Origin of the sequence: Cupriavidus sp. CuC1, from assembly GCF_044627735.1 — a bacterium.
GTDB classification, from domain to species: domain Bacteria; phylum Pseudomonadota; class Gammaproteobacteria; order Burkholderiales; family Burkholderiaceae; genus Cupriavidus; species Cupriavidus ulmosensis.
Genome location: NZ_JBIUHC010000009.1, coordinates 31,041 through 55,564, shown reverse-complemented (window position 1 = coordinate 55,564; position 24,524 = coordinate 31,041). Strand labels below are relative to the sequence as shown.

The window sequence follows — 24,524 nt, the reverse complement described above, 5'->3', positions numbered from 1 at the left end:
GCATATTTCGCCCCCTCGCTGAGAGGGGTATGAACTGATTCAAAGAACCGGCAACAGATAATTCGCAAGCGAGACCCAATAGGCCGCCCCCACCACAAGCGTTTCGTCGTTGAAGTCATAGTGGGGGTTATGCAGCGGAGCACTTGGCTGGCGACCATCAGCTCCCAACCAGATGTAGGCGCCGGGTAGGGCCTGCAGCATGAATGCGAAATCCTCGGACGCCATCGAAGGGGGGATGCCAACACGTACTCCCTGGCTCCCGCGGGTAGCCTTCGCAGCCGTGATTGCATTGTCTGCCTCTTGCGAACTGTTCACGGTTGCTGGGTAGCGTCTCGAATACTCAACGTTTGCAGTGGCTCCCTGAGCCGCGGCCAGTGTTGTTGCCATGGACCTGAGTGCTTCTTCTGCGCGGTCCTGTACCTTGGCATCGAAGCAGCGTACGGTGCCGCGGATCAGAACGCTGTCGGGGATCACGTTCCAGGTGTCCCCGCCATGAATCTGCGTCACACTTACCACGATGGTATCCAGGGCGCTCACGAGCCGGCTTGGAATAGTCTGCAGGCCTAGAACGATCTGTGCGACGCTTATGAACGGGTCGACCCCTCGCTCAGGCATAGCGGCATGCGAGCCCCGACCTTGCACTGTGATCTCGAACGTGTCGAGTGCGGCCATCATTGGACCGTGGTTGATGGCAAATTCCCCCGCCGGCAGCCCAGGCCAGTTATGCATTCCATAGACCGCATCACACGGAAAGCGTTCGAAGAGTCCATCCTCAACCATCTCACGACCGCCGCCTTCGTTCTCCTCGGCAGGCTGAAAGATGAAGTGAATGGTGCCTTTGAAATCCCGATCTTTGGCCAAATGACGAGCGGCGCCAAGCAACATGGCCGTGTGCCCGTCGTGTCCGCATGCGTGCATGATGCCCTTGTGGGTCGAGGCGTGGGCAACCATGCCGAGTTCCTGCACTGGCAGCGCATCCATATCGGCGCGCAAACCAATACTAGGACCCTCTCCTGTCGTGATGGTACCGACGACGCCGGTGCGGCCCAGGCCGCGATACACGTCAATGCCCATGCTGGCCAGTTCCCGGGCGACTAGGTCAGCCGTGCGATGCTCTTCGAATGCCAGTTCAGGGTGAGCGTGCAGGTCGCGCCGCCAAGCAAACATCGCGTTGACGACGTCAGGGTCGAGGTTAGGGGTGAAATCGGACATGGCTCAGATCACCGGCTTATGCATAAAGAACTGTGCGATCAGCGCAGCGCCAACAAAAGTGCCAAAATTGGCCGCGAAGGACACGACGACAATGCGCCAGCCCAGCCTGCGGAATGCCGGAACGTCCTTGGCGATGGAGAGTCCCGCGAAAGCGAGGATGGGGGTGGATAGCGCCAGGAAATTGATCTTGCCCGTCATCTCCGCGATGTGCGCGGCGCCTGGGAAGCTGGGGAACGTCAGGACCATACCCACAAGAGACACCCAGACCACGGCCGGCAGACGCGCTCCAGTCAAGCGGTAGAGCGCGTAGCCCACGATCACAACCGCCACGATGATGGCAATGCCGCCCAGCACCAGAGGGTCAACGGGGGATGTCTTGTAGGTAATCCAGTTGCCGCACAGGGCAAAGGCCGCCACAAGCACCCAGGTGAGGACCAGACCTGGCATGCCCAGGCTCGGCGCGGGATCATGGACGTCCGCTGACAGCGCGGGCGACGACTCAATGGTGGCGCTGGTCGTGCGCCCGATCAGGGGTTCCAGCCGACCGTAGGCCCAGATGGTGAAGGGAAGGGAAAGGAAGAGGGTGAAGTAAGTGCCAATCGTCGTCGTGATTAGATTGCTGGCAGCCGCAAATGTCGCGACGTCCTTGGCCACCTCCGGCGTCTGCTGGGCGGCGATCGAGCCGGCGGCGGCAGCCATCATGCTGCCGGAGCCGACACCGGCGCCCATGGCCAGGGCAAGGGGGTTGAAGATGTTGAGGCTGGCGATCAGGCCCGCCACCACGGCGATGAACACCGCGCCGAAGACCGTGCCCGTCAAGTACTCGGCCAGTACTCCCTGGCCCTCGGGAGACTGCATGCCGAACTTCTCTCCGATGATCGCCAGGCTTGGTTCGCGCCCTACGGAAAACGTCGCTCCGATGGCCTGGCGCTTGATGCCCAGGAGCAGCGCAATCGGCAGTCCGAACACCATCGTGCCGAAGAAGTGGCCGAACTCCTGGAAGACCAGGCCGAAACCGGAGGCTGCGATCTTGGGGAGCGAGCCTCCCACCAGCAGTGCCAGTTTGGCAATGAACAAGAGCAGTGCCGGCTGAAGGATCGTTGCAGCGACACGCTGGAGTTCCGTGCTCACTGCGACACCTGGGGGGAGCCGCTTGCTGGCTAGGCCCCAGGCCCCGCCCATCAGCAATGCCCAGAGTAAGGGAAGTAGAACGATCTTGGCCGGGCCGAGCGGGACGCTGACGTTGCCGATGAACTCGGCGACGACGACCAGAACGAATGCGAAGAAGAAGAGCCTGGCCTTGTCGCCAGTAGTACTCGCGGATGTGGCGGCAGACAACGAATGAGTGGACATGGTGGAATCCTCCGGGTGGGGTTAGGGCGCGCGGGCGCGTGGTGTTGTGGCGGCCGGCGCGGCCGCGCGCGCCACCTCCTTAGCTGTCCAGGCTCGGCGCGTAGCCGAACGGCTGGTTCGGGTTGACGGCGGTCTCAACCCAAATGCTCTTCACCTGGGTGTACTCGTGCAGCGCTTCGATGCCGCTGGACCGTCCATAGCCGCTAGCGTCATAGCCGCCGAAGGGCGAGGCCACGTTGATGACTTTGTACATATTCACCCAGAAGGTGCCAGCCTTGACTTGGGACGCCACGCGGTAGGCGCGGCCGATGTCGCTCGTCCAAACCGCACCGGCCAGGCCGAAGTCGCTGTCGTTGGCGATGCGGATGGCGTCTTCTTCCGTATCGAAAGGAATGGCGACGACCACTGGGCCGAAGATCTCGGTCTGCGCCACCGTCATGTCGTTGGTGACGTTCTTGAGCACCGTTGGGCGCACGAAGTAGCCGGGACCCGATGCCTCGCCATTGCTTCCTTCCACCACCGTTGCTCCTTCCTTCACGCCGGTTTGGATCATGTTGAGGACGTGATTGAACTGCTTGGCATTCTGAACAGGCCCAACCTCGGTTTCCGGTGCAGTGGGCTCGCCGACACGAAGCTGGCGGGCGCCGTCGGCCACCATTTGCACGAACTTATCGTAGATGCTGCGTTGTACCAGCAGACGTGAGCCTGCCACGCAGCTTTGGCCCGCGTTGCCGAAAATCGCCGCCTGCGCGCCAATTGCAGCGCGCTCCAGGTTTGCATCCTCGAAGACGATATTGGCAGACTTTCCACCGAGCTCGAGCAGGCAAGGGATCCCGCGCTGCGCCGCGGCCGCGGCGATCTTGCTGCCGGTGGGCACGGAACCCACGAATACCACCTTCTTGGTCGCGCGGCTCATCAGGGCCGCTTGCCCCGTCGTATGGCCGTAGCCGGCGAGGATGTTGATGACGCCCTTGGGTAGGCCTGCTTGCTCGGCCAGCAGGGCCACGGCCAACGAACTCAGCGGGGTGAGCTCGGAGGGCTTGAGCAACACGGCGTTGCCCATGCAGATCGCCGGTGCGATCTGCCAGCCACAGGTATTCAATGGTGCGTTCCAGGGCGTGATCTGGAGGACCACGCCACATGGCTCCCGGCGTGTGAAGTTGAGGTGGCCGCTCGGCACAGGGATGACGTTGCCGTAGACCTTGTCGGTCCAGCCCCCGTAGTACTCGAACATCTCTGCGACGCGCAGCGCTTCGCCCCGGCAGTCGCGGATGGGCTTGCCGGCAGAGAGCGATTCGAGTTGCGCCAGCGGCTCGAGGTTGGCCCGTAGCAAACGGCCGATCTCCTGCATGATGCGGCCGCGCTCCGCATGGCTGACGGCTGCCCAGGCACGTTGGCCCGCGACTGCCGCGTCGACCGCCTTGCTGACGACTGCGCTGCCGGCGTCCTTGTAGCTGAGGAAGGTCTCGCCGGTCGAAGGGTTGACCAGCGGGATCTCTTCGCCTTCGCCCTGCAGGATTTCGCCGTTCACATAGGAGCCGATGATGCCGTGGGGAAAGAAGACGCCAAAGGACGCGAGCAGTTGTTCGGTGAGGTTGTTCTTCATGGTGAGGATCTCCTATTAGAAGTGCTCAAGCCTTTGCGGGCTGGGGACGCGTGCCAAGTTCAACGATGCGATTAAAGTCCTCATCGTCTTGGATGGTCTCACTGCTCTTGGACCACAGCTCGGCGACCTTGCCGGACAGGGGAAGATCCAGGTCGAGTGCGCCGATCAGTTCCTGCGAAAGGCGCACGTCCTTGCGCATCAGCTTCATGGTGAAGCCCGAATCGAATTTGCCGTTCATGATCCACGTCGGGAAGCTATGTTCGGTAACGAAGCTTCGGCCGGAGCCGGCGTTGATCCCTTGCAGCAGGCGCTCGACGGGCACGCCGGCCTTGGCAGCCATCCGCGTGACCTCGGCAGCCACGATCAGGTGGGAGGCGGTGAAGAGGTTGTTGGCGATCTTTGCGACATGACCTGCACCGACGCCCCCTACATGGACGCGCTTGGCGCTCATTGCCTCCAGCACGGGCATAGCTCTAGCAAGGTCCTCGTCGGAGGCACCAATGACCATGGCCATGGTCCCGGAGATAGCGCCCTTGGGGCCGCCGCTGACTGGCGCGTCCATCATGCTCATGCCAACCGCTGCAAGCTGCGCGGCTAGCCGGCGCGTGGTGTCTGGATGCGAGGTCGAGGTGTCGATCACGAGCACGCCAGGCTTTGCATGGCTGATCAGGCCATCTGGGCCAGCCACGACTTCGGCGACGATCGCTGCTGTCGGCAGTGAGAGGACGAGCGCGTCCGACAACGCCAGCACCTCCTTGACGGTCTCCTTGACCGGGACACCTTCCTTGGCCAGCGCGTCGCGCGTGGCCGCCGAAGCGTCCGTGCCCACGACGGAGAAGCCGCCACGCTGCAAGGATAGGGCCATGCCACGCCCCATGTTGCCCAATCCGATTACGCCAATGGTGTTCATTCGATTTCCTTCGGGTGGATGACTAGTTGCTGTTCTGGCGAGCGGCATGGCCCTGTTCGGACCCCGTCGATGAATCGCGTGGCAGCTCTGCCGTAAGCGAAGAATTGCACTGCACGGATTGGCTAGCAATGGCATGAGCGGTAGAATTGTGTTGCTTTCCAGTCAACACACAGGAGTCGCAATGGCGCGCCCTAGTCCGGAGATGGCGTCCTCCCTTGAGGATCGACGCGTCCGGTATCTTTACGAAGCGGTTGCATCCGGTTCCATTCGCGCCGCGGCAGACAAGCTGGACATGAATCCGTCGGTGGTGAGCCGGCAGATAGCGCAATTGGAAACTGAACTGTCAATGCCACTGCTCGAGCGGCTGGGGCGCGGGGTCAAGCCCACAGAGGCCGGTCAGATGCTAGTGGAGTACTACAGGCAGCATACGTCTCATAAGGAGGACGTACTCAACAAGCTTGGCGAGGTCGCAGGCCTTGTGCGCGGGCATATCGACCTTGTCCTCGGGGAGGGCTTTGTTGGCGACCTGATGGCGGAACCCTTGCAGGCGTTCTGGAAAAAACACCCGCATCTCACCGTCAGTCTGAGTTTGGCCGGTACTAACGAGGTCTTAAGGCGTGTGGCGGAGGATCAGGCACATATCGGCTTGGTCTACAACCCGCCCGTGAGCTCAAACATTCGTTCTCGAGCAGCAATTCGCCAACCGATGTGCCTGATCGCCAAGCCCGATCACCCGCTAGTTGCGTTAAAGCGCGAGCCAGTCTTGCGGGACATTGCAGGCCATGATTTGGCGATGATGCACGGGTCCTACGGCACGCGCCAAGCCATCGAACTTGCGAGTCAATTGGAGCACCTGCGCCTCGTTCCGAAGCTAACGACCGACTCCATTTCGGTGGTCAAACACTTCGTGAAGGCAGGGCTTGGCGTCGGGTTGCTTCCTGCCTTCGCCGTCACACAGGAAGTCGACGCAGGCGATCTGGTGGCAATTCCCATCAATAACCGGATCCTGGCGAGCGCGGAGGCGCATATCGTCACGCGTCTCGGCAGGCAGTTGCCGATCGCGTCGAATCAGCTCTTGCTACAGCTCGTATCCACGATGCGTGCTTTCCGGGACGCGAAGCCGAGAAGGGGTGGCAAGGCATGACGGCATGTTGCAGCAACGCAACCGTTGAGTTCCTGGCAGAGGTGCTGCGCACCGGTGGCGTGGTTGGCTACCCGACGGAGGCGGTCATGGGACTCGGTTGTGACCCATGCAATGAAGCTGCCGTTCGACGAATCTGTCATCTCAAGGTTCGATCCGTCAGTCAAGGACTGCTGCTGATAGCGGCGGACTTTGGGCAAATTGCGGGATTTCTCGACTTGAGGGGGATATCCGAGGGGCGCCTCCGTGAAGTCACAGAAACCTGGCCGGGCCCGCACACGTGGGTGTTCCCGCGCAGCGAGCATGTGCCCTCGTGGGTGAGTGGAACGCGAGGTGGGATCGCGGTGCGCGTGACAGCTCATCCGCCCGCAATGGCACTTTGTCGGGCATTCGGCGGCGCGCTTGTCTCGACGAGCGCCAATCCCAGCGGCGAGCCTCCTGCAGTCAACACTGAGCAACTGAAGCGATACTTTGGCCGCGCGCTAGACGGCGTGCTGGATGCGCCAGTCGGCACACTGAATCGGCCGACCGTCATTCGGGATGCGATCACCGGGCAGGTGATGCGCGCCTAAGCCGGGAGTTGCGGCACGGGTCGAAGCGCGAGCTCTTTGGCGCTCGCCAGCAACTGGGAAACGAATACCTGCACTGCAGGATGTTTTCGTTCGCCTCGGCGATAGGCGACCGAAATACGTCGCTTCATTTCTGGGCGAAGCTTGACCGCTCGCACGTCAGAGGGGGTATGGGATAGCCTGAGACCCGGAATCACGGAAACGGAGCAGCCGGCGGCGACCATGGCGCCGAGGATCTCGAATCCGCGGCACTCTGCATTGATTCGCGGTTCGTAACCCGCGCGCCGGCAGAGGTTGACGATGAATTCGGCGTAGAAGCTCGACGCTGAATCCAGGGCCCATGCCTCGTTCTTCAACTCTCCCATCGACACCGTCGCGCGATCCGCGTACCGGTGACCGCACGGCAGTAACGCGTACAGTACATCTTCCAGGAGAGGAACCTGCTCGACGGTCTTATCCTCTCGCCGCAACCGGAAAGTCAGGTCATCGACAAATGCGATGTCGGCCCGCCATGAGCCGAGCGCGGCTAACCCGTCCGCAGGTTCCATTTCCTCAAGCACTATCTCGAGGAAGGGGTAGGACACACCCAGTGTCTTGATCACATGTGGCAACAACGCTGCGGCAACGGTCGGAAACGCCGCAACGCGGATCTTGCCAGCAATCTCCCTCTTCAACTGGGCCAAATCCGACTTGGCCTCCTCGAGCACGCCTAGCAAACGCTCGACATGAGCCACCAGTACTTCGCCCGCGGTCGTTAGCCTGACTCCCCGGCCTTGCCGCTCGGTCAGCTTGATCCCTGCTTCCTCCTCCAACTGCGCGATCTGCTGTGAGACGGCCGAGGGTGTCAAAAAGAGCGCATCAGCCACGGCAGCCATGGTCTGGCGTGTTGAGAGTTCGCGCAAGGCGCGCAGTCGACTGATTTCCATAAGGGGAGGGTATACCCAAATAAACAGTTTTGCTAATGCATATCGTAAGAATACATCAATAGACCTATACGAATGTTGTTCCTAGGATGGAGGCATCCCCCAACCCGTTTCGCCCGAGAGGAACCAGATGAAACACTTTGCCATTCTCTGCCAAGCCGCTGTAGCCAGTGCGATCTGCTTTGCTGCAGGCCACGCTAGTGCAGCAACTTCCGTACTCGACACGGTTAAGGCGCGGGGCGTACTGAACTGCGGAACCGATAATGCCGCCCCTGGCTTTGGATATCTCAACACCAAGACCGGCGAGATGACCGGCATGGACGTGGATCTCTGCAAGGCGGTGGCCGCCGCGGTGCTGGGCGATGCGAAGAAGGTGAAGTACGTGGTGGTGACCGACAAGAGCCGCTTCAATGCGGTGCAGACCAATCAAGTGGATGTCGTGTTTGCCCACACGACGCTCAAGCCTGCGCGCGAATCGGCGGTGGCAGTGGACTTCCTGCCAATCTATTTCTACGACGGCAACGGAGTCATGGTCAAGGGCAACAAGATTCAGAGTGTCAAGGCACTCAATGGCGCCACCATTTGCACGACTCAAGGATCGGCGACGGAGCAGACACTCTCGGGCTACATCAAGTCCCAGGGCTGGAGTCCTTCGACGAAGGTGCTGACCTATGAGAACTTGGAGAAACTGTTCGCCGCCATGGAGTCCGGTCGTTGCCAAGGCATGAGTACCGATCGATCCGCGCTCGCCACGTGGAAGGCCAACGCGCCCAACCCCGCCGACTACACGATCCTGCCGGAGACGCTGGACAAGTCCCCTTTTGCCGGCTTCACGGTCGCCAACGACTCCCGTTGGCGCAACGCTCTGCGCTGGATTGTCTTCGCCACTTTCCAGGCAGAGGAGTACAAGATCGACGCAAAGAATCTGGATGCGTCGAGGAAGAGCCAAGATCCCTTTGTGCAGAAGTTCCTTGGCGTCAATGGCAGCTTTGGGCCGGATTTCGGCCTGCCCGTCGATTTCGTCAGCAAGGTCATCGGTCAGGTAGGCAACTTCGGCGAGATCTATGAGCGCAATCTTGGCCCCAAGACATCGACCTTCATTGATCGCAAGGGCACCCTCAATGCCCCGTGGAGCCAGGGCGGCGCACTGTATTCCCCTCCGTGGATCTGATTCCCCGCAAGCGTGCGGGCTCAATGCCCGCACCGAACGAGAACCGTACCTCAGAAGCCGCCATGAATCGAATCGTGAATCCGACGTCGGTGGAACCGTCCGCGCCACCCAACGCGGCAGCTGGAATGACCTCCCTCGCCGCATTGTCTTCGCGTCCCGGACTGTCAACGTCAACTCGCCTAAGCTTGCGCGTAGTCAAGTTCGCCAAGCAGGCGGGAATCGTCTTGGCGGCTTTGGCCTTGGTCGCCTGGCTTGCACTGAGTGTGCGTGCGGGCCTGGCGCGCAACGGCATTGGCTTCGACATGGGCTTTTTGAGGCAGGCAGCCAACTTCGATATCAGCGAGGGCTATATTGTCACGTGGAAAGGGATACGCTCGTTCACCGCTGCCGATACCAACGCGGAAGCGTTGCTGGCCGGCTTCTACAACACCATCAAGACGGCCGCGGTGTCCATCGTTCTTGCTACGGTGCTCGGCCTACTGGTAGGCATGGCGCGTATCTCGCACAATTGGCTCGTTCGCCAGTTGAGCTTCGGCTTTGTTGAGTTGGCGCGCAACACGCCAATGCTCATCCAGTTGGTATTCTGGTACTTCGCCGTGGTCTTGCAGATGCCCGCCCTGACGGACGCGTCGCGTTGGTTTGGCGGGATTCTGTTCAGCAAGCAGGGGCTTTACGTGCCGGCGGTAGCGCTGGCCGAACATGCGTCGAATGGCGCTCTGTGGAGCTTGTTTGCGGGCACTGCCTTCGCGCTAGCGGCATTCGCTGCACGCAAGGTGCAGCGAATGGGGCATCTATTCCTCGCCTTGAGCGCAGCCGCACTGGTTGCTGCCATCGCACTGGGTTTTCCGTTGACCGTCGCCACCCCGCACGTTGATGGGTTCCTGGTGGATGGCGGTGTGGCCGCCAGTCCGGAGTTCGCGGCATTGTTCCTTGGGCTCAGCGTCTACACCGCAGCATTCATTGCGGAAATCGTCCGTGGCGCCATATTGGCTTTGCCGAAAGGTCAATGGGAAGCTGCGGCGGCACTGGGGCTGTCCAGGCGCTATGCCTTCCGGGACGTTGTCATTCCGCAAGTGTTCCGCGTGGTGCTGCCTGCTTTCGGAAACCAGTACATCAGCCTGGCCAAGACCACCTCGCTCGGTATCGCCATCGGCTTCTCCGATCTCTTCAATGTCTATGGCACCGTAGCCAATACGTCTGGCCGCAATCTTGAAGGCGTGATCGTGGTGATGCTTGCCTATCTTGTGCTCAGTTGGACAATCAGTTTCGTGGTCAATTTCGTCAACAGACGACTTCTTCTGGCAGGAGCATCGCGATGACTGCTGCATTTCCGCGTTGGGTACGGCGCAACTTGTTGGCCACGCCCTTTGACACGGCGTTGTCGATCCTCTTCATTCCGCTGTGCCTGTGGATGCTGCTCAGTGTCGGCAACTGGGCCATCACCCAGGCGCAATGGCACGTGGTTGGCGACAATTTGCGCGTCCTCATGGTCGGCACTCTCCCCAGCGAGATGACGATTCAGCCCTGGCTCGCCACCGGCATCCTCGCCTTGGTCAGCGGCATGACCGTCGCGCTGGTCACATGTGCGCGTCGCCGAATGCTTGGCATTGGCGTAGACATCGCTGCGCTAGCAACCGCGGGATGCGCGTTCACGGGCGGCATTCAACAGGCATGCGCGCTAGGCTGCGTCGCCGTGGGTCTTGCAGGCTGGCTAGCCGTCGACGTCTGGCCATCTCTGCGCAAGATGGTTGCTGTGGCCTGGCTGCTCGGCTTGCTCTCCATCGGCGCGTTGCTGGCGCCGGCCGGCACCGAGCGCTGGGGCGGCTTGCTGATGGGGGTGCTCTTTACATTGCTGGCCGCGATATTGAGCGTGCCGCTGGGCATCGGCCTGGCGCTTGGGCGGCGCAGCCGATTTGCAAGCGCACGCATTATCTGCACCGGTTACATCGAGGTGATGCGTTCACTGCCACTGATTCTGATCGTCTACTGGGTCTGGATCATTACCCCGCTGGTGTCGCCACAGAATGCCATGCCTGACCTGGTGCGGGGGCTGCTTGGCTTCACACTGTTCTTTGCGGCCTACGTTGCGGAGTACGTACGCAGCGGGCTGCAGAGCGTTCCGCGCGGGCAAATCGAGGCCGCTCAATCGCTGGGAATGTCGCCAGCGCAGATCAGCCGTGACGTGGTGCTGCCCCAAGCGTTGCGCGTCGTCATGCCAGCACTGGTCGGCAACGTGCTCGATATCTTCAACAACGTGCCTTTGCTATTCATCATCGGCCTGACGGATTTTCTGCGGGCCGGCCAGATGGTGCTAGTCAATCCACAGTCTGGCGGTCGAACCTACGAATTCTACGCCTTCATGTTTCTCGTCTATCTCGCTGTGGCTTCGGTGATCACATTTGGCGCGAGACGCCTGGAAGCACGGATGGCCATTGGCCACCGCTAACCCAACAATCCTTTAGATATCCCATGAACAACATTGTCCAGATCGAGTCGGTCAAGAAATCCTTTGGCCCTGTTCAAGTCTTGCGTGGCGTTGATCTTTCGGTGGCAAGAGGCGAGGTACTGGTCATCATCGGCGCCAGCGGCTCGGGCAAGTCCACGTTGATACGGTGCGTGAACGGCCTCGAAGCGTTTCAGGAGGGGCGCATCGTTGTCGACGGGTGCGAAATGCCATGCGAGGCCGAGCGGGAACTCAGTGAAGACAAGCGCTTGAATGAGGTCCGCAAGGGAGTTGGCATGGTCTTCCAGCAATTCAACCTGTTTCCGCACAAGACGGTGCTGGAAAACGTTTCGCTCGCGCCCATCCGGGTGCGCGGCAAGACCAGGGAAGCGGCCGAGGCGATGGGGCGTCGATTACTCGAGCGCGTTGGCCTGAAGGACCACGCAACGAAGTTTCCCTCACAACTTTCTGGGGGGCAGCAGCAGCGCGTCGCCATCGCCAGAGCACTGGCAATGGAGCCGCACGTCATGCTGTTCGATGAGCCCACGTCGGCGCTCGATCCGGAAATGGTCGGAGAAGTGCTGGACGTCATGCGCGAGCTGGCGGCCGAAGGCATGACGATGATGATCGTGACCCACGAGATGGGCTTTGCGAGAGAGGTTGCCAATCGCGTCGTCTTTGTCGACCAGGGCAAGATCCTCGAACAGGGGGCGCCTGAACGGATCTTCGACTCGCCCAAGGAGGAACGCACTCGCCTGTTCCTCTCCAGGGTACTCAAGCATTGAACGAACAACACACCGCAGACGAACTCCCCAAGGGATGAGATCGTCATCAAATGATCATGAAAGTTTCAGGAATGAACCCAATGGCTGCGACAATTGTCGGCGACCAAAAGTCGACCGAGCTCTGGCACAGGTTGACCGAGCAGGCCAAGACTTTGTCAAGAGCGTGCCCGAGCCTTGCCGAGACACTGGTGGAATCGATCCTCCAGCATCCGTCCTTCGCGAGCGCCCTTGGCGCGATGCTCGCACGGTCACTCGCCAACGTTGCGCCGCCGGCGCTGCGCCTGGGTCCTCTTTTCGAGCAAGTGCTGCAGTCGCATCCGGAGATCGCGGTGTCGGCTGCATTGGATCTTGAGAAGCTGGAGGCGGTGAACCCAGCTTGCCCGAATCTGCTTACGGGCTTTCTTAGCTTCCGAGGTTTCCAGGGTCTGCAGCTATACCGGCTCAACCATGCCTTGCTGGGCGATGATCAGGGTGAGTTGGCAGTTCTCCTTCAGAACTGGGGTGCCATCCACTACGCCATGGATATCCATCCGGCCGCGCGCATTGGCGATGGCGTCTTTTTTGATCATGGCATGGGTATCGTGATCGGCTCGACTGCCGTCATCGAGGACGGCGTGAACATGTGGCACGGCGTTACCCTCGGCAGTACCCTGACCCAGGGCGGGGACCGCCATCCAAAGGTCCGCCGAAACGCAACCGTCTGCGCGGGTGCCACGGTGCTTGGCAACATCGAGATTGGCGAAGGTGCCATCATCGCCGCCGGCAGTGTGGTGTTGAAGCCTGTTGCCCCAGGCCGCGTGGTTGCCGGTGTTCCGGCCAGGGAGGTGGGAAGGGTGCCGGAGCGGCTCGATGCGATTGACGAGACCGTGAAACGCGCAACGACTGTCCAGGAGCTTTGAGATGGCTAACGTCAGATTTGGTATCGATCATCCGGTCGTTACGGTTCGCGACTTTGATCGCGTGCGCGAGCAGTTCAAGAACCTCGGATTCACGCCCAATCCGGTCGGGTATCACCCGTGGGGCACAACGCTGTCGCTGCTGATGTTCAAGGACAACTTCATCGAGATCATCGCCGTCAACGATCCCTCGAAGTTCGGAACGAATTCGGTCAATGGCTTCTGCTATGGACGCAACGTCGGGAAATTCACCGACCGTGTCGAGGGACTGGGGTTGGTGGCGTTGCACAGCAAGGAGGCCCGCGCCGACCATGCAGCGCTTGTCGAAAGCGGCTTGCGATCGCAAGGCCTGATCGACTTCCGGCGCAACATGACAAAGCCGGATGGCACGCCGGACGTCGCCGTCGTCTCCTTAGGGCTCTTTCTAAACGAGGAGCAGCGCGACGTGTCGAATTTCATCTGCCATCAACATCGGCCCGAGCTGATCTGGGTGCCGGCATGGCAAGACCATCCCAACGGCGTGGTTGCCGTGACGGCCGTTACCTATCTGGCTGAGCGGCCGCTGGATCTGGGCCGCCGCTACATCGCCTTCTACGGCGAGGCGCGCGTTGCCCAGTCCGAGGACATCGTCGAAGCCGACACCGGCTGCGGCCTGATCCGCATCCTGTCACCGCGCGCGGCTGCAGACTACTACGGCTCCATACCCATGCCGGATTGGAAGGGCGATACGCAACCGCATGGCATCGGCCTAACTGTCAAAAGCCAGGCCCCAGCGGTACTGGAGAGCCTTTGGCAGTCAAATGGCGTTGACGTCCTGCGAAGTGCCCGCGACACCTGGCTCATATCGCCGGAACAATGCGGCAATGTGATCATGGAATTCAGCGCGTAGTGACGAGCGGCAAACCGTCTCGACCCTCAATGCCGCACCTGGCCCACATCTCGCAATGAGAGGGATCGGAGTGTTGTCTTGCGGTCAACGGAAATTCACTTCCGATGCCGTTGCTTAGTAACGACGGCTCGTTCATCCTTCAGACAGGCTAGGTACTAATCAACGCATCGGGGAGCAACTCGTGGCAGTCAGTGTATTCGACCTTTTCAAGATCGGCATCGGGCCATCGAGTTCGCACACCGTGGGGCCCATGCGCGCAGCCCGGATGTTCACGCACGCCCTGAGTGGAGAGGCGGGCAGCAGCGATGCTTGCCGTATCCGCGCCGAGATGTTTGGCTCGCTCGGGGCCACCGGCAAGGGACACGGCACTGACAAGGCCGTGCTGCTGGGCCTCGCTGGCCACGAACCTGACACGATCGACGTTGAACGGATACCCCACTATCTCGAGGAAATCCGTGCGAGCGAATCGATCTCCTGGGAGGGGGGCACGCGTCTCACATTCAAGGAAAAAGAAGACCTGATTTTCTATCGGCGTGAGACGCTGCCATTCCACGCCAACGGCATGCGCTTTACGGCGCTGTCTGGGGCCGGGGACACGATTCTGGAGCGGACCTACTACTCTGTGGGCGGAGGCTTCATTGTCAGCGAACAGGTAGCCGTGGACGGAAGCAAGCAGAAGAGAATCGCACCGGACGTGGCTGTGCTGCCCGTCCCATTCCGCTCAGGACAGGAACTGCTGGCGCAGGCGACTCACCTCGGTTGCAGTATCGCAGAGGTTATGCGGCGCAACGAGCGGCACTGGCGTTCAGATGCGGAGACGCGAACGAGATTGCTGCAAATATGGGCTGTCATGCGCGGTTGCATCGATCGTGGTTGCCGAACCGAAGGCGTGCTGCCGGGCGGGTTCAAGGTTCGACGACGGGCGGCGGCTCTGGCCAGGCGCCTTGAATCGGGTGTTGGGCGCACCAACGATCCATTGGTGGTGATGGACTGGGTTAACATGTTCGCCTTGGCCGTGAACGAGGAGAACGCTGCCGGCGGTCGTGTCGTAACCGCGCCCACGAATGGTGCGGCCGGTATTATCCCTGCAGTGCTTCAGTACTACGTGCAGTTCGTGCCTGGCGCTTCTGAAGACGGCATAGTTGATTTTCTTCTAACTGCGGCAGCAATCGGGATTCTGTATAAGGAGAATGCATCGATTTCGGGAGCTGAGGTCGGCTGCCAAGGAGAAGTGGGCGTGGCCTGTTCGATGGCGGCAGGTGCATTGTGCGCCGTGCTCGGCGGTAATCCCGATCAGGTCGAGCACGCAGCCGAAATTGGCATGGAGCATCACCTTGGACTGACGTGCGACCCGGTCGGTGGCCTGGTGCAGATACCGTGCATCGAGAGGAATGCCGTGGCCTCCGTCAAGGCGATCAACGCTGCCCGCATGGCGATGCACGGAGATGGCACGCATCACGTGAGTCTGGACAAGCTCATCAAGACAATGCGCGAGACTGGCGCCGACATGCTGACCAAATACAAGGAGACCTCGCGTGGTGGTCTGGCAGTCAATATTGTCGAGTGCTGACGGGCGAAATTGTTCAGAAGGTCGCTCCCGGCGCTTCTCGTTGCCGGAAGACGCAAGGGTCCTTCGCATCAACTCGCCAAGGAAGGGCCGGGCGGGCGTGCCACCCAGAACGGCATAGTGGCGGCGGTTAGCAGAAATTCAACGACGCCATCATTGTCAATCAGTGTGCGTCGAGCTCTGCGTTTTGCCACTCGCGTGGCATCGCTACTTGCTGGGAGCCCGCAGTATATCGATGCCTGCAGGAAAATCTCACCGATCTCGGCGCGAGTGAGCCCGTTGTTCAATGCTGCGCGGATGTGCGTCTTCAGCTCACCGATGGGGCTGGGCCGTCAGAATTGACAACACACCGATGCTTCGTGCGCGGCGATCCTGGCCGGGCCTGTTCCAGATGTCACCCCACAGGTTCTTGATTGCAAACTCGCGCATAGGCTCGGTGAAGGCATCAGTCCCCTTCGTCTATGCGACGACGTGCTCCTCGCCCAGCACTTCACGACGGACTTGCTCCCCCTTATCAAACAGCTCGATACTCATCAGTTGTCGGCTCACGCTGCCGGATAGCTGCGCAGTTGATCGGTGACTATCTTGTGCGGTCCTTCGGGACAAGAGGCGAGAACCCACCTGAAGGAACGCTTGGCCGCAGCCTTGTCGCGACGCTTCTGCAGTAGGGTATCGAGTTCGGCGCCGTGCCAGTCAACCGCACGCCGCAGCAGATGAGGCTCGCCAAGCAGCGTGACGAACATTTCGTCAAAATGCCTAGTGCTGCCCGGCTTGCGGCGAGCCGCCTTGACGCTATGCGCGAAGCCCTTGCCGAACTCGCACGCGCCCGATATCGATGTCGCCGTCGGTTGCCGATTGCACCACCAAGTGTTGCAGGTTGGTTCGACGCCTTCCATGTGGCGGTGGAAGGCATCGCCCAGGGACACGTAGCCCAGAGCGGTCGATTTGATGGTCAGGCACTGCACCGTGTCGCCGTCCAGGATGGCACTGTTGGTGTAGTTGTCGCCGTCGATCTGCAGGTAGCCATCGAAGTTGTTGGTGATCGTCCGGTCGGTCGTGTAACCGCGCTTCCTGGTCAACGGGCCTACTGGTCTCGGGAGTCATCTTCACGGAAACCAGGGTCATTTCGGCACACCCAGCGCACCGCTATGAGCAGCGCAATGAGCAGAACCACGGCGTATCCACCTACAACGAGCGCGACAATCATGTTGACCCCATCACGTGTCCGTATTCTAAAAATTGCCGGATGCCAGAGCGGTAGTGCGGGTGGTAGCAGGCACTATAAGAACGATTGTTTCGATGCGTTGAAATGGCATGCGACAGAATTCGAATGTGGCTTTTCGCCTTATTCATCCACCGCAAAACTGCCAGACGCTGTTTGGCGACCAAGTACCACTGCGAATCGTTAGCGCGGCCGGAGCGCTGTGCGTCTTGTAGGGTTCCTCGGGCATTTGCAATGGCTTGAATCAGGGCTGATTTCGGGTCGGTTGCGTTTGCGGCTCCCTATGCCGTTCCAGAGTCGTCCGCGTCGTTGGACCATGCCGGCTTCGTCAAGCTGGACAACGATGCCGTTATGGCGAGAAAGACCAGCATCGGGCCAAGAATCATGTTTCGGGTAGGCGTTGCTTCATTTGTTTGATGGCCGTCTTTGCCAGCGCGGTGCGTTAGGTGTCCCGTTCTTGAAATGTCGCCCGGAATCTCTCGGGAGACTCGCAAGCAACGCTTCAGGCGGCAGGTTTGGGGTGAGGATTTCCAGCAATCTCAGCTTGGTTTCCATAGTGATATAAAATCACATAAATTAAATAGATAGCTAAACGCTATTCTTTGTTTTGGGCTTCATACGTCTCGTCTTCTCGCCAAATCAAGCATTAGGCCAAGCTTGTCCTGATGGCATCCAAGGCCGGCCGGGGTTGTGCAGCAGGCTCCCTCACCGTCACTACAACTTCTGCTCGCAACCCAGCACCGACAAGGGGATGCCCGCCTCGCGCGCTCCTGAGGATTTCCTGTGGGCTATCGTGTAGTAGTGTAACGTAAAACATCACAGTGTGATGTCGTAGTTCATGTGATTCGCTTGCTACTCAGTCGACCATTACGACCGTGCGTAAGAGGTCACACATGGACGAGTTAGGAAGGCTGGATTGGTGAGGGCGGTAGGACAGGCGATTGCATCGAAGCGCGCCGCCGTCGGGCTGTCTCAAGAGAAGGTCGCGGAAGTGCTGGGCATTAGCCGAGAGGCAGTGTCCCGGATGGAAACGGGAGTAGCGATTCCGTCTGTGGTTCGGCTTGCTGAACTAGCTGAGATTTTCGGCTGCGGGATAGAGGAACTGCTGACAAATGCTTCGAACCGGAAAGTGGACCAGGCCAGGAAAATTGTGGAGCTGCTAGAGGGACTGAGCGACGAGAAGCGCGAAATGCTGATGAGTGTGATTCGGCAACTGGTCGGCGGTCTAACAAGCAAGTAACAAATGCTGGGCTGATCGGGCGCTAGTCTTCGCTGCAGGGGCGTGGGCAGGCGCGCCCATCGGTTGCGATGATCGATGGATAGTGACATGGCCCTCCCCAACGGGGCGTGGATGATGGGAAGGGAGGCTACGGGCTGGCCAAGTGACCCGCCATCGACAAGTTCTGCGGATCGCCCACCGACATGGGGTGCCCCTCAGCCAGCGCGATTAGACCGGCGGCAGCAAGAGACGCAGCGCCGCGGTGAAGCGATCTGTGTCGGTGTGAGCCTGGACCGATTGCAGCAGTCGGCGCACCAAGTCGCCATCATCGTCCAGGGGGGCAAGCACTACATCGACCTGCGGATAGAGAGATGCGCTCTCGTTGAGGTCGACTTCCACCTTAATGATTTCCTCGCGACGCAGCCCCAAGCCCCACCGGCACGAACTTGTAAGTCGTGCGCAGGATCTTCGAGGGCCTGAGCACGTTGCGAAGCGCCAGCCAGGCATCGGCGATCAAGGAGTCGGCGGGTTGTCCCAGCACCGGCGTCAGCACGCGGCGCAAATGCTGGTCCGGCACATCCGTGTCCATTGCCTTGATAAGGACCAGGTCAATGTCTTCCGAGTACCGGGCAGCAGGCGCCAGATGGGCCTTGTGGAGCACCGTGCGCGCCGCGCATGGCCAGATGCTCGGTCAGGATCGCATCGGTGAAGATCGCCGCAACACCGCGCGACAGGCGCAGGTCCTGCTCGATCTGGCTGCGCTTGGGCCACGGCGCATAGGCCTGCCAGGCCGTCAGGTGAGATTGTTGGATCATGAGTTCGAGCCCTTTAAGTCAACAGGAAGCCGCACTTTGAATGCGGCATCGACATGGTAAGCGACCGCGGTGCTTGAAGCTTGCCCTCCTTCGAGCGCCACCAGCCGCAGCGGCTTATGGCGCAGCCAGTCCGTCACGGATGTCATCAGCCCAGCCTGTTCGTCCAACGCCAGCAAGGTGCCCAGACGCTGGGCGACCGGAATATCCTGAAGCGCATCAAGTGCCTGGGCCACTCCAACCGGCGTACAGGCTGGCCACAGTCCCCGCAGGACTTCACGCACACGTGCCATCCCGCCGAGCTGGGCTTCACGCTGCACGAGATCCAGTATGGTCAACTCGGGGGTGCTGACCTTAAATCTGCCATCGGGGGTTTCGTGCCAGCGGGTCGGCATGTCCTCGATCCGGGTACGGGTGTGAAAGACTACTTCGTGGCGGCCAACGGTGATCGGGCGTCGTCGTTTGGCCACCATCACCTGGGTGACCATGACGGCATAAGGTGAGGCGCCATAGGTTTCTGCCGCGCTCAACAAGGCAACGTAGTAAGGCACCTGCAGGGTCTTGCTAAGGTATCGATCCAGCCAGGCTTCCAGCGGAGGGGCACCCGAGGTTGCATGCTGCAACGGCACGATTAGCCAATGGTCTGATCCTCGCGATAGCCGGATTAGCCGACCACGCCGTTGTTGCCGAAGCAGGGCCTGACGCAAGGCATCTGCGCTGATGGCCGGTAGCGCCGAGGCAATTTCCTCGGTGCGCAGGTTAAGCTTGCCGACCCGCTCGGCGGCGTCGAGCACCGCAGACAGAGGACTGGAGGCCGGCATGGGAGGATATGCAATCATTTCGCGCAATGTATCATGAAATGTCGCATAGCGCGAAACGAATGCGCATCCCGGATTCTACCTGGGGGACGGAGCACGCAATTGCGTCGAAAGAGCCTCTTGTCTGCATAGCGCTTGCTGGCGCCGAAAGTGGCGAAAATGGCGCTTAAATTAGGCCGCGTCAAGAGCGCCTCCGCCTGTCGAGGAAGGAGTTCCGCCTGGGTGCCTGCGCAGGGAGGTCCGAGGGCTTGCTGCGTCCGTCCAGGCGGGCAAAGACGGTCGCCAGCTCGGAGGCCGGCGGCGGGACCGGTGCCGCCGGTGGCGCAACCTTCGGCGCTGCGGGAAAGCGGGAAGGTGCGGGATGCGGCTCGGCCACTGGGACGGGCGCCGGCGACGGTTGCCGATGTAGCTCGGCAGAGGCCGGCCACTGCTTTGCGCCTGTGCGGTCCGTTTGCATCGATGCCAACAGCCTAGCGATCCTGGGCCTCCGCCAATGCGCTCGAATCAAATTTGATTTGAGGCATCCAGCGAAAATGATTCGAGCTAACATTCTCTGATCAATTTTGATGTAAAATTGATTTGAGATCAACCTCGAATCACTCTTGAGTCACTGAGATGGCAAGAAGCGAATTGTTCGAAGGCATCCTTAAGTTCTTTAGGGACCGCGCCGCAGCGGGCCAGGTCGAATTGCGTCGCAGAGACGTAGAAGGCGCTGTGGATGCGCCTCCAGCCACTGTTCTCCGCTATCTGGAAAGACTTGAGGCCGACGGGATGATCGAGCGGCTGGGGAGGTCTTCCAGCACGCGATACCGGCTCCTGGGACTGGCGCAGCCTGCCGCAGGAGCCCAGCTATCGAGCACGCCGACGGCGGCTGCATCAGCGCCGGCACCGGTAGGGACTGCCGCCCCGACCTGGTCCGCCGCGGCTAAGAATCTGATGGTCCAACTCGATGCTCCATTGGGCGTACGCACCCCCGTGAGCTACCAATGGAAGATAGTCGACGACTACCTGCCGAACCAGACCTTCCTGCTTCCTGAATCCCTTGCCAACGAGTTATACAGGGAAGGGCGGATGCAAGGCCAGCAGCCGGCAGGTACATACGCGCGCAATGTCATCGCTCCGTTGCTGATCGATCTGTCGTTCTCATCCTCCCGTCTTGAGGGGAACAGGTACTCCAGGCTCGATACGGAGGTATTGTTCGAATCAGGGCGGGCAGATCCCGGCGATCTGGATGCGACGATGCTCCTGAACCACAAGCAGGCGATTGAGTTCCTGATAGATGAGGTTCCGCTATACGGAATGAGCGTGCCAATCGTTCGAAACCTGCATACGCTGTTGATGCAAGGGTTGCTTAAGGACGAGGATGCACTCGGGACCATCCGCAATAAGGTGGTGAATATCAGCAATACCGTGTACGTGCCCTCCCACGCCGCGCAACTGCTAGATGAGATGCTGACGCAGATCGTCGAGAAGGCAAAGGTGGTCAAGAATCCAGTGGAAGCGGCGTTCTTCCTTTGGGCGAACATTGCATATCTCCAACCATTCGAGGATGGGAATAAGCGTACCAGTCGTCTCAGCGCAAACATTCCACTTCTGCTTTACAACTGTGCCCCGCTCAGTTTCCTCGATGTCAGCGACGACGACTACGGTAGGGCTATGATCGGCGTCTACGAACTGCTCGATACAAGCATCGCCGCCGATCTGTTTGCTTGGACTTATCGCCGATCGATCGCGAAGTACGCCGCCCAGATCGCAGCGGCCGGGCAGCCCGATCCATTCCGGGCAAAGTATCGAGAGGCGATTTACGAAGTCGTTGCGCAGGTCGTGCGGGACCGAGAATCTCTGACCAAGGCGATCGCGGATCTAGGCGTGGACCCGGGCACTGCCACTCAGCTCCACGAGATGGTCATGAGTGATCTCTCCAGGCTTGGAGAACACAACTTCTCTCGTTATCGCCTGCGGATGAGAGAGGTCCAGCAATGGCTCGCTGAAGGGCGTCCAGCGGCCGACTGAGCTGCAACTGCTCAGTCGTCGCGCAGAACAGGGTCGTTCTTAACGATCCAGCGGACGCCGGCAACGAGGGCGATGAGGAGAACGACGACGTATCCGGCAGCAGCTGCATATTGCATACTCGGCTGTTCCATAAAATCTGCTCAAAGTTGAGCATTGGATTTATCCGCACTTCGTTGACGCGGCTTGCCACGCATCCGATCAAGACAGATCGAGTCCCTGTAGACGGTCTACATCGATATCGCGACGGATTCCGTTTGTGTTCTGGCCAACGGAAGAAGGAATCGTCGGCCTGGCCAGAGGCAATAGTGGGCGGCGCCATCAGGGGCGCCGCTGCCGCGATGCATGGCTCTATTCGTTCGCGTCCTCCTCCACACCGTTCGTCTGGTGCGCGACGGCCGCCTGCGAGCGCGCGCCATCTAGGATGCGATACAGCGCCTGTCGCGAGATCCCCAGAGCGGCGGCAGCCGCCTTTTTCTCCTGCCCGGATTTTTCCAACGCCGCCCGGACCTCCTCGATCGTCGGCCGCTTTCGCTTCACCGCCCCGTGCCGGCCGAGATAGGCCTCGCTCTTGGTCGCCCGGGAATGACCCGCCGCCTCCACGATCCGTTTCATGCCCAGTTGATGAAGTGCGTCGGCCGGCTTCGCTCCGCCCTGGATGGCCGAGCGTTCGCCGGTGATTCGGTGGTAGAGGCCGTTCAGGTACTGGTGCCGCAGCCCATGCGCCGTCACACGCAGAGCGCCCTTGGTCACGCCATGCGTCCGCAGCACGTGGTAGAAGTGATTCCTCCACCGGTCCAGGGTGTAGCCGAGCGGAATGGTGGTTCGGCTCTTGCTATTGGCCAGCCGGCATGCTGATGCCAGTAGCACGTACTGCGCCTCAAACTCGATCTGGACGTCGCGTTTGAGGCCGCCCTTGGTACCGGCGTCCACCAACAGCGCACCGTCAACGGTCACTCGGTGTGGCCGTAGGAGGAACGATTCCTTTGCGCGCAAGCCGAACGCCGCCTGTAGTTTTAGCTGGATCGCAACAAAGCGGTCTGTGCGCTCTATCTCCGCCAGCAGCGCGCCGATTTCCACGCCTTGGGCTTCCCAAGTCTTCTCCACTTCGGCGGAATAGGTTCGGCGATACTCTTCCGGCCGCTCGACGTAGTCATCGAGCTTCCCGACCAGATTGGGCTTACCCATCCAGGCTGCAATGGTCCGCAGATAGGTTAGCTTGTTCTCCACGGTCCCTGGCGCCTGGTTCAGCTTGAGCACCCACTTCCTGACCAGGTGCGCAACATGCTTCTGCTTCAGATTCCACGGGCTGGTCAGCTTGTAGCCGTCCTCCCGCAGCTCTCGGAATGCGGCTAACAAGTTCACCACGCGTCGATACTGTGTTTCAAACGAAACCGGCTTGTCACTCAGCCGAGACGGGCTTCGGATCTTCCGGAGATGCTTTGCTGCCAGCAGCTTAAAGGCATCGATGAACTCCGGGGGGAGGCCAGAGCGTTCGGCAATGCCTGCGTAATCGATAGTCATCATGATAGCGACTCGGTTCTGAAGTTATGACGGCATTTCGTATAGCCAGCGCTTCCAACTCGGAATTGGGCTGCTGTTCTCTGGTTGAGGTTGAACCTTCTCTATTGAATTGGCGGCCTGGCCCGAATCAGCCGCCGAAGGGTCAGGCTGCCTGCGCTTTATCTCTCCAATCGTTGCGAGCAAACCGACATCCGGTTGGGGGCGTTGTCCAGTCTGCATAGCGTTGGACGCTATTTGGCCCTCCGGTTGATCACGGTTTCGCCCGCTCTCCATGCCGTTCGCATTCTTGGCGGACTCTGCGAGATCGCTCCGCCCTTCAGGGCGGCGTTGACAGCGTTGTCTGCTGTAAATCCGAAGCCAAATTCAGTTCCGAGAGCGTCTCCCAAGTGACAACCATCCTTTGGGCTAAGTCGAGGTCAGTTCCCAGCAAGTGCGCGATGTCCGCATAGCCGCGCCCCCCCGCACGCAGCATCGCTGCATGGTGAAGCGCCGCCAGACGGATCCTTACCATGGTTTCCCGGCGGCCTTTCTCGGCCTCGAGCGCTGAGATGTGGAAGTCCTTTTCCACGAGTTTGAGGTGTAGGCGCTGAACGTCATACGCGAGAACGCGATTCGCTTCCGGAAGCTTGGCGACAGCCCGACAGGCCTCCTCAAGAGCCTTGGTGGAAACGTGACTGAACGCTCGAGTCTGGACTTCCAACGTATAGGCTTCACGCAACCGAAGTGCCGGTAAGACTTCGCGCGTAATCCACACCCGGAACGACTTGACCGCAGCGATTTTGCTGCCGCAGATCAGCGTATAGAGGTTGGCTTCACTGATAAAAGCCAAGCTCTGAACACCGCCGTTCGTAGGCGTGGCGAACTTCGCTACCCCGTCCGCATCCTCACAGAGCTTTTCGACTGCCGACCTCGAGTTGTTATAGCCAAGGACCACGCAAAGGTCGGCCACGCAAAACCAGGATTGGCCATCCCTGTCAATCAGAGCACGGACATTTTGCTCCTGATATGTGAATTGAACTATGTCATTGGGTGGTGGCCGCCGATCGGCCATGTCGTCAAATACCTCACCGTACATATAGAACCTCCTTTCTCCGGTTTCCAAGGGCGCTAATGAATCCGCGCCCCGCTAGGCCGCCGTATTCGACACGCCTTCCAATATTTATACAAAGCAGTTTGTGTCACGCAACAACCGAATTCACCGGTACTTCTGATCGAATTTTGGTTCCACCCACTCCTGCGTACGCGTTCAATCCAATAGCTCCGTCCTTTAGCGATTCCGCCGATTAGCCTGGCGCGTAGAGCAAACGCAGCCCGACCATCGCAGCAACGTTTCCGTCGCTGCGCCCACGCACCCTACCTCTGGCCGTGGATTCTGATTTGGCATTTTTGTGCAGGCTGCCACAGGCCTGTGTTGTGGGCTGAACCGCTGGTAATACGTATGCGGCCACCCCGCA

General features: G+C 60.2%; 23 protein-coding genes and 1 pseudogene. 11 read left to right on the top strand and 13 right to left on the bottom strand.

Annotated features, from left to right (window positions below; translation table 11 throughout):
* Positions 1–39: 39 nt before the first annotated feature.
* The 4 genes from ACGLHR_RS05945 to ACGLHR_RS05930 form a co-directional block, all read right to left on the bottom strand.
* Entirely contained in the window at positions 40–1,212 is a 1,173-nt protein-coding gene (locus ACGLHR_RS05945) for a M20 aminoacylase family protein (protein ID WP_400092620.1), read from the bottom strand.
* A 3-nt stretch (positions 1,213–1,215) separates the two neighbouring features.
* Positions 1,216–2,565 (bottom strand): DUF3100 domain-containing protein, encoded by a 1,350-nt coding sequence (locus ACGLHR_RS05940; RefSeq protein ID WP_400092619.1) that lies wholly within the window; start codon positions 2,563–2,565, stop codon positions 1,216–1,218.
* A 79-nt stretch (positions 2,566–2,644) separates the two neighbouring features.
* The gene (locus tag ACGLHR_RS05935) at positions 2,645–4,171 is read right to left on the bottom strand and encodes an aldehyde dehydrogenase family protein (RefSeq protein ID WP_400092618.1); all 1,527 of its coding nucleotides are present in this window, start codon (positions 4,169–4,171) and stop codon (positions 2,645–2,647) included.
* Positions 4,172–4,196: 25 nt separating this feature from the next.
* A complete protein-coding gene (locus tag ACGLHR_RS05930; RefSeq protein WP_400092617.1) occupies positions 4,197–5,129 on the bottom strand; it encodes an NAD(P)-dependent oxidoreductase in 933 nt (310 codons plus the stop codon).
* Between the two features lie 133 nt (positions 5,130–5,262).
* Between ACGLHR_RS05930 and ACGLHR_RS05925 the strand changes: the two genes are divergently transcribed.
* Positions 5,263–6,225: a LysR family transcriptional regulator gene (locus tag ACGLHR_RS05925; protein ID WP_400092616.1), complete on the top strand. Its 963-nt coding sequence runs from the start codon at positions 5,263–5,265 to the stop codon at positions 6,223–6,225.
* A complete protein-coding gene (locus ACGLHR_RS05920; protein WP_400092614.1) occupies positions 6,222–6,794 on the top strand; it encodes an L-threonylcarbamoyladenylate synthase in 573 nt (190 codons plus the stop codon). The genes ACGLHR_RS05925 and ACGLHR_RS05920 overlap by 4 nt, the downstream gene beginning before the upstream one ends.
* Here ACGLHR_RS05920 and ACGLHR_RS05915 read toward each other — a convergent pair.
* Complete coding sequence (locus tag ACGLHR_RS05915) at positions 6,791–7,717, bottom strand: LysR substrate-binding domain-containing protein (protein ID WP_400092613.1); 927 nt, start codon at positions 7,715–7,717, stop codon at positions 6,791–6,793. The two genes, ACGLHR_RS05920 and ACGLHR_RS05915, sit on opposite strands and share 4 nt — an antisense overlap.
* A gap of 127 nt (positions 7,718–7,844) precedes the next feature.
* On the opposite strand from ACGLHR_RS05915, the gene ACGLHR_RS05910 reads away from it, so the two are divergent.
* The 7 genes from ACGLHR_RS05910 to ACGLHR_RS05880 all read left to right on the top strand — a co-directional run bounded on the left by ACGLHR_RS05910 (position 7,845) and on the right by ACGLHR_RS05880 (position 15,468).
* Positions 7,845–8,885 carry a transporter substrate-binding domain-containing protein gene (locus ACGLHR_RS05910; protein WP_400092612.1) on the top strand — a complete coding sequence of 347 codons (1,041 nt, stop codon included), beginning with the start codon at positions 7,845–7,847 and terminating at the stop codon, positions 8,883–8,885.
* 62 nt (positions 8,886–8,947) lie between these two features.
* Positions 8,948–10,204, top strand: a complete 1,257-nt coding sequence (locus tag ACGLHR_RS05905) for an ABC transporter permease subunit (protein ID WP_400092611.1) — start codon at positions 8,948–8,950, stop codon at positions 10,202–10,204.
* Positions 10,201–11,331, top strand: a complete 1,131-nt coding sequence (locus tag ACGLHR_RS05900; RefSeq protein ID WP_400092610.1) for an amino acid ABC transporter permease — start codon at positions 10,201–10,203, stop codon at positions 11,329–11,331. The genes ACGLHR_RS05905 and ACGLHR_RS05900 overlap by 4 nt, the downstream gene beginning before the upstream one ends.
* 23 nt (positions 11,332–11,354) lie before the next feature.
* On the top strand, positions 11,355–12,113 hold the full coding sequence (locus tag ACGLHR_RS05895; RefSeq protein WP_400092609.1) for an amino acid ABC transporter ATP-binding protein: 759 nt from the start codon (positions 11,355–11,357) through the stop codon (positions 12,111–12,113).
* Between the two features lie 50 nt (positions 12,114–12,163).
* Positions 12,164–13,012 carry a serine O-acetyltransferase EpsC gene (gene epsC / locus ACGLHR_RS05890; RefSeq protein ID WP_400092608.1) on the top strand — a complete coding sequence of 283 codons (849 nt, stop codon included), beginning with the start codon at positions 12,164–12,166 and terminating at the stop codon, positions 13,010–13,012.
* Position 13,013: 1 nt separating this feature from the next.
* Positions 13,014–13,898 carry a VOC family protein gene (locus tag ACGLHR_RS05885; protein ID WP_400092606.1) on the top strand — a complete coding sequence of 295 codons (885 nt, stop codon included), beginning with the start codon at positions 13,014–13,016 and terminating at the stop codon, positions 13,896–13,898.
* Between the two features lie 181 nt (positions 13,899–14,079).
* On the top strand, positions 14,080–15,468 hold the full coding sequence (locus ACGLHR_RS05880) for an L-serine ammonia-lyase (protein WP_400092605.1): 1,389 nt from the start codon (positions 14,080–14,082) through the stop codon (positions 15,466–15,468).
* A 68-nt stretch (positions 15,469–15,536) separates the two neighbouring features.
* Here ACGLHR_RS05880 and ACGLHR_RS05875 read toward each other — a convergent pair whose 3' ends face one another.
* Entirely contained in the window at positions 15,537–15,752 is a 216-nt protein-coding gene (locus ACGLHR_RS05875) for a carboxymuconolactone decarboxylase family protein (protein ID WP_400092603.1), read from the bottom strand.
* 261 nt (positions 15,753–16,013) lie between these two features.
* Positions 16,014–16,283 (bottom strand): annotated as a pseudogene (locus ACGLHR_RS05870) (DDE-type integrase/transposase/recombinase); the annotation flags it as partial.
* Between the two features lie 1,323 nt (positions 16,284–17,606).
* Here ACGLHR_RS05870 and ACGLHR_RS05865 point away from each other — a divergent pair.
* A complete protein-coding gene (locus ACGLHR_RS05865) occupies positions 17,607–17,927 on the top strand; it encodes a helix-turn-helix domain-containing protein (protein WP_400092602.1) in 321 nt (106 codons plus the stop codon).
* Between the two features lie 207 nt (positions 17,928–18,134).
* Here the strand turns inward: ACGLHR_RS05865 and ACGLHR_RS05860 are convergent, their stop codons facing one another.
* Genes ACGLHR_RS05860 through ACGLHR_RS05845 form a run of 4 tightly spaced genes read right to left on the bottom strand, consistent with a single transcriptional unit; the run spans position 18,135 to position 19,539 of the window.
* Positions 18,135–18,305, bottom strand: a complete 171-nt coding sequence (locus ACGLHR_RS05860; protein ID WP_400092600.1) for a hypothetical protein — start codon at positions 18,303–18,305, stop codon at positions 18,135–18,137.
* Between the two features lies 1 nt (position 18,306).
* Entirely contained in the window at positions 18,307–18,483 is a 177-nt protein-coding gene (locus ACGLHR_RS05855; protein WP_400092599.1) for a hypothetical protein, read from the bottom strand.
* A gap of 31 nt (positions 18,484–18,514) precedes the next feature.
* The gene (locus ACGLHR_RS05850) at positions 18,515–18,721 is read right to left on the bottom strand and encodes a hypothetical protein (RefSeq protein WP_400092598.1); all 207 of its coding nucleotides are present in this window, start codon (positions 18,719–18,721) and stop codon (positions 18,515–18,517) included.
* Positions 18,718–19,539 carry a type IV toxin-antitoxin system AbiEi family antitoxin gene (locus tag ACGLHR_RS05845; protein WP_400092597.1) on the bottom strand — a complete coding sequence of 274 codons (822 nt, stop codon included), beginning with the start codon at positions 19,537–19,539 and terminating at the stop codon, positions 18,718–18,720. The genes ACGLHR_RS05850 and ACGLHR_RS05845 overlap by 4 nt, the downstream gene beginning before the upstream one ends.
* A gap of 612 nt (positions 19,540–20,151) precedes the next feature.
* Between ACGLHR_RS05845 and ACGLHR_RS05840 the strand changes: the two genes are divergently transcribed.
* Positions 20,152–21,549: a Fic family protein gene (locus tag ACGLHR_RS05840; protein ID WP_400092595.1), complete on the top strand. Its 1,398-nt coding sequence runs from the start codon at positions 20,152–20,154 to the stop codon at positions 21,547–21,549.
* A 348-nt stretch (positions 21,550–21,897) separates the two neighbouring features.
* Here the strand turns inward: ACGLHR_RS05840 and ACGLHR_RS05835 are convergent, their stop codons facing one another.
* Both ACGLHR_RS05835 and ACGLHR_RS05830 read right to left on the bottom strand, forming a co-directional pair.
* Positions 21,898–23,073, bottom strand: a complete 1,176-nt coding sequence (locus ACGLHR_RS05835; RefSeq protein ID WP_400092593.1) for an integrase domain-containing protein — start codon at positions 23,071–23,073, stop codon at positions 21,898–21,900.
* Positions 23,074–23,386: 313 nt separating this feature from the next.
* Positions 23,387–24,145, bottom strand: a complete 759-nt coding sequence (locus ACGLHR_RS05830) for a Bro-N domain-containing protein (RefSeq protein ID WP_400092592.1) — start codon at positions 24,143–24,145, stop codon at positions 23,387–23,389.
* Between the last annotated feature and the right edge of the window lie 379 nt (positions 24,146–24,524).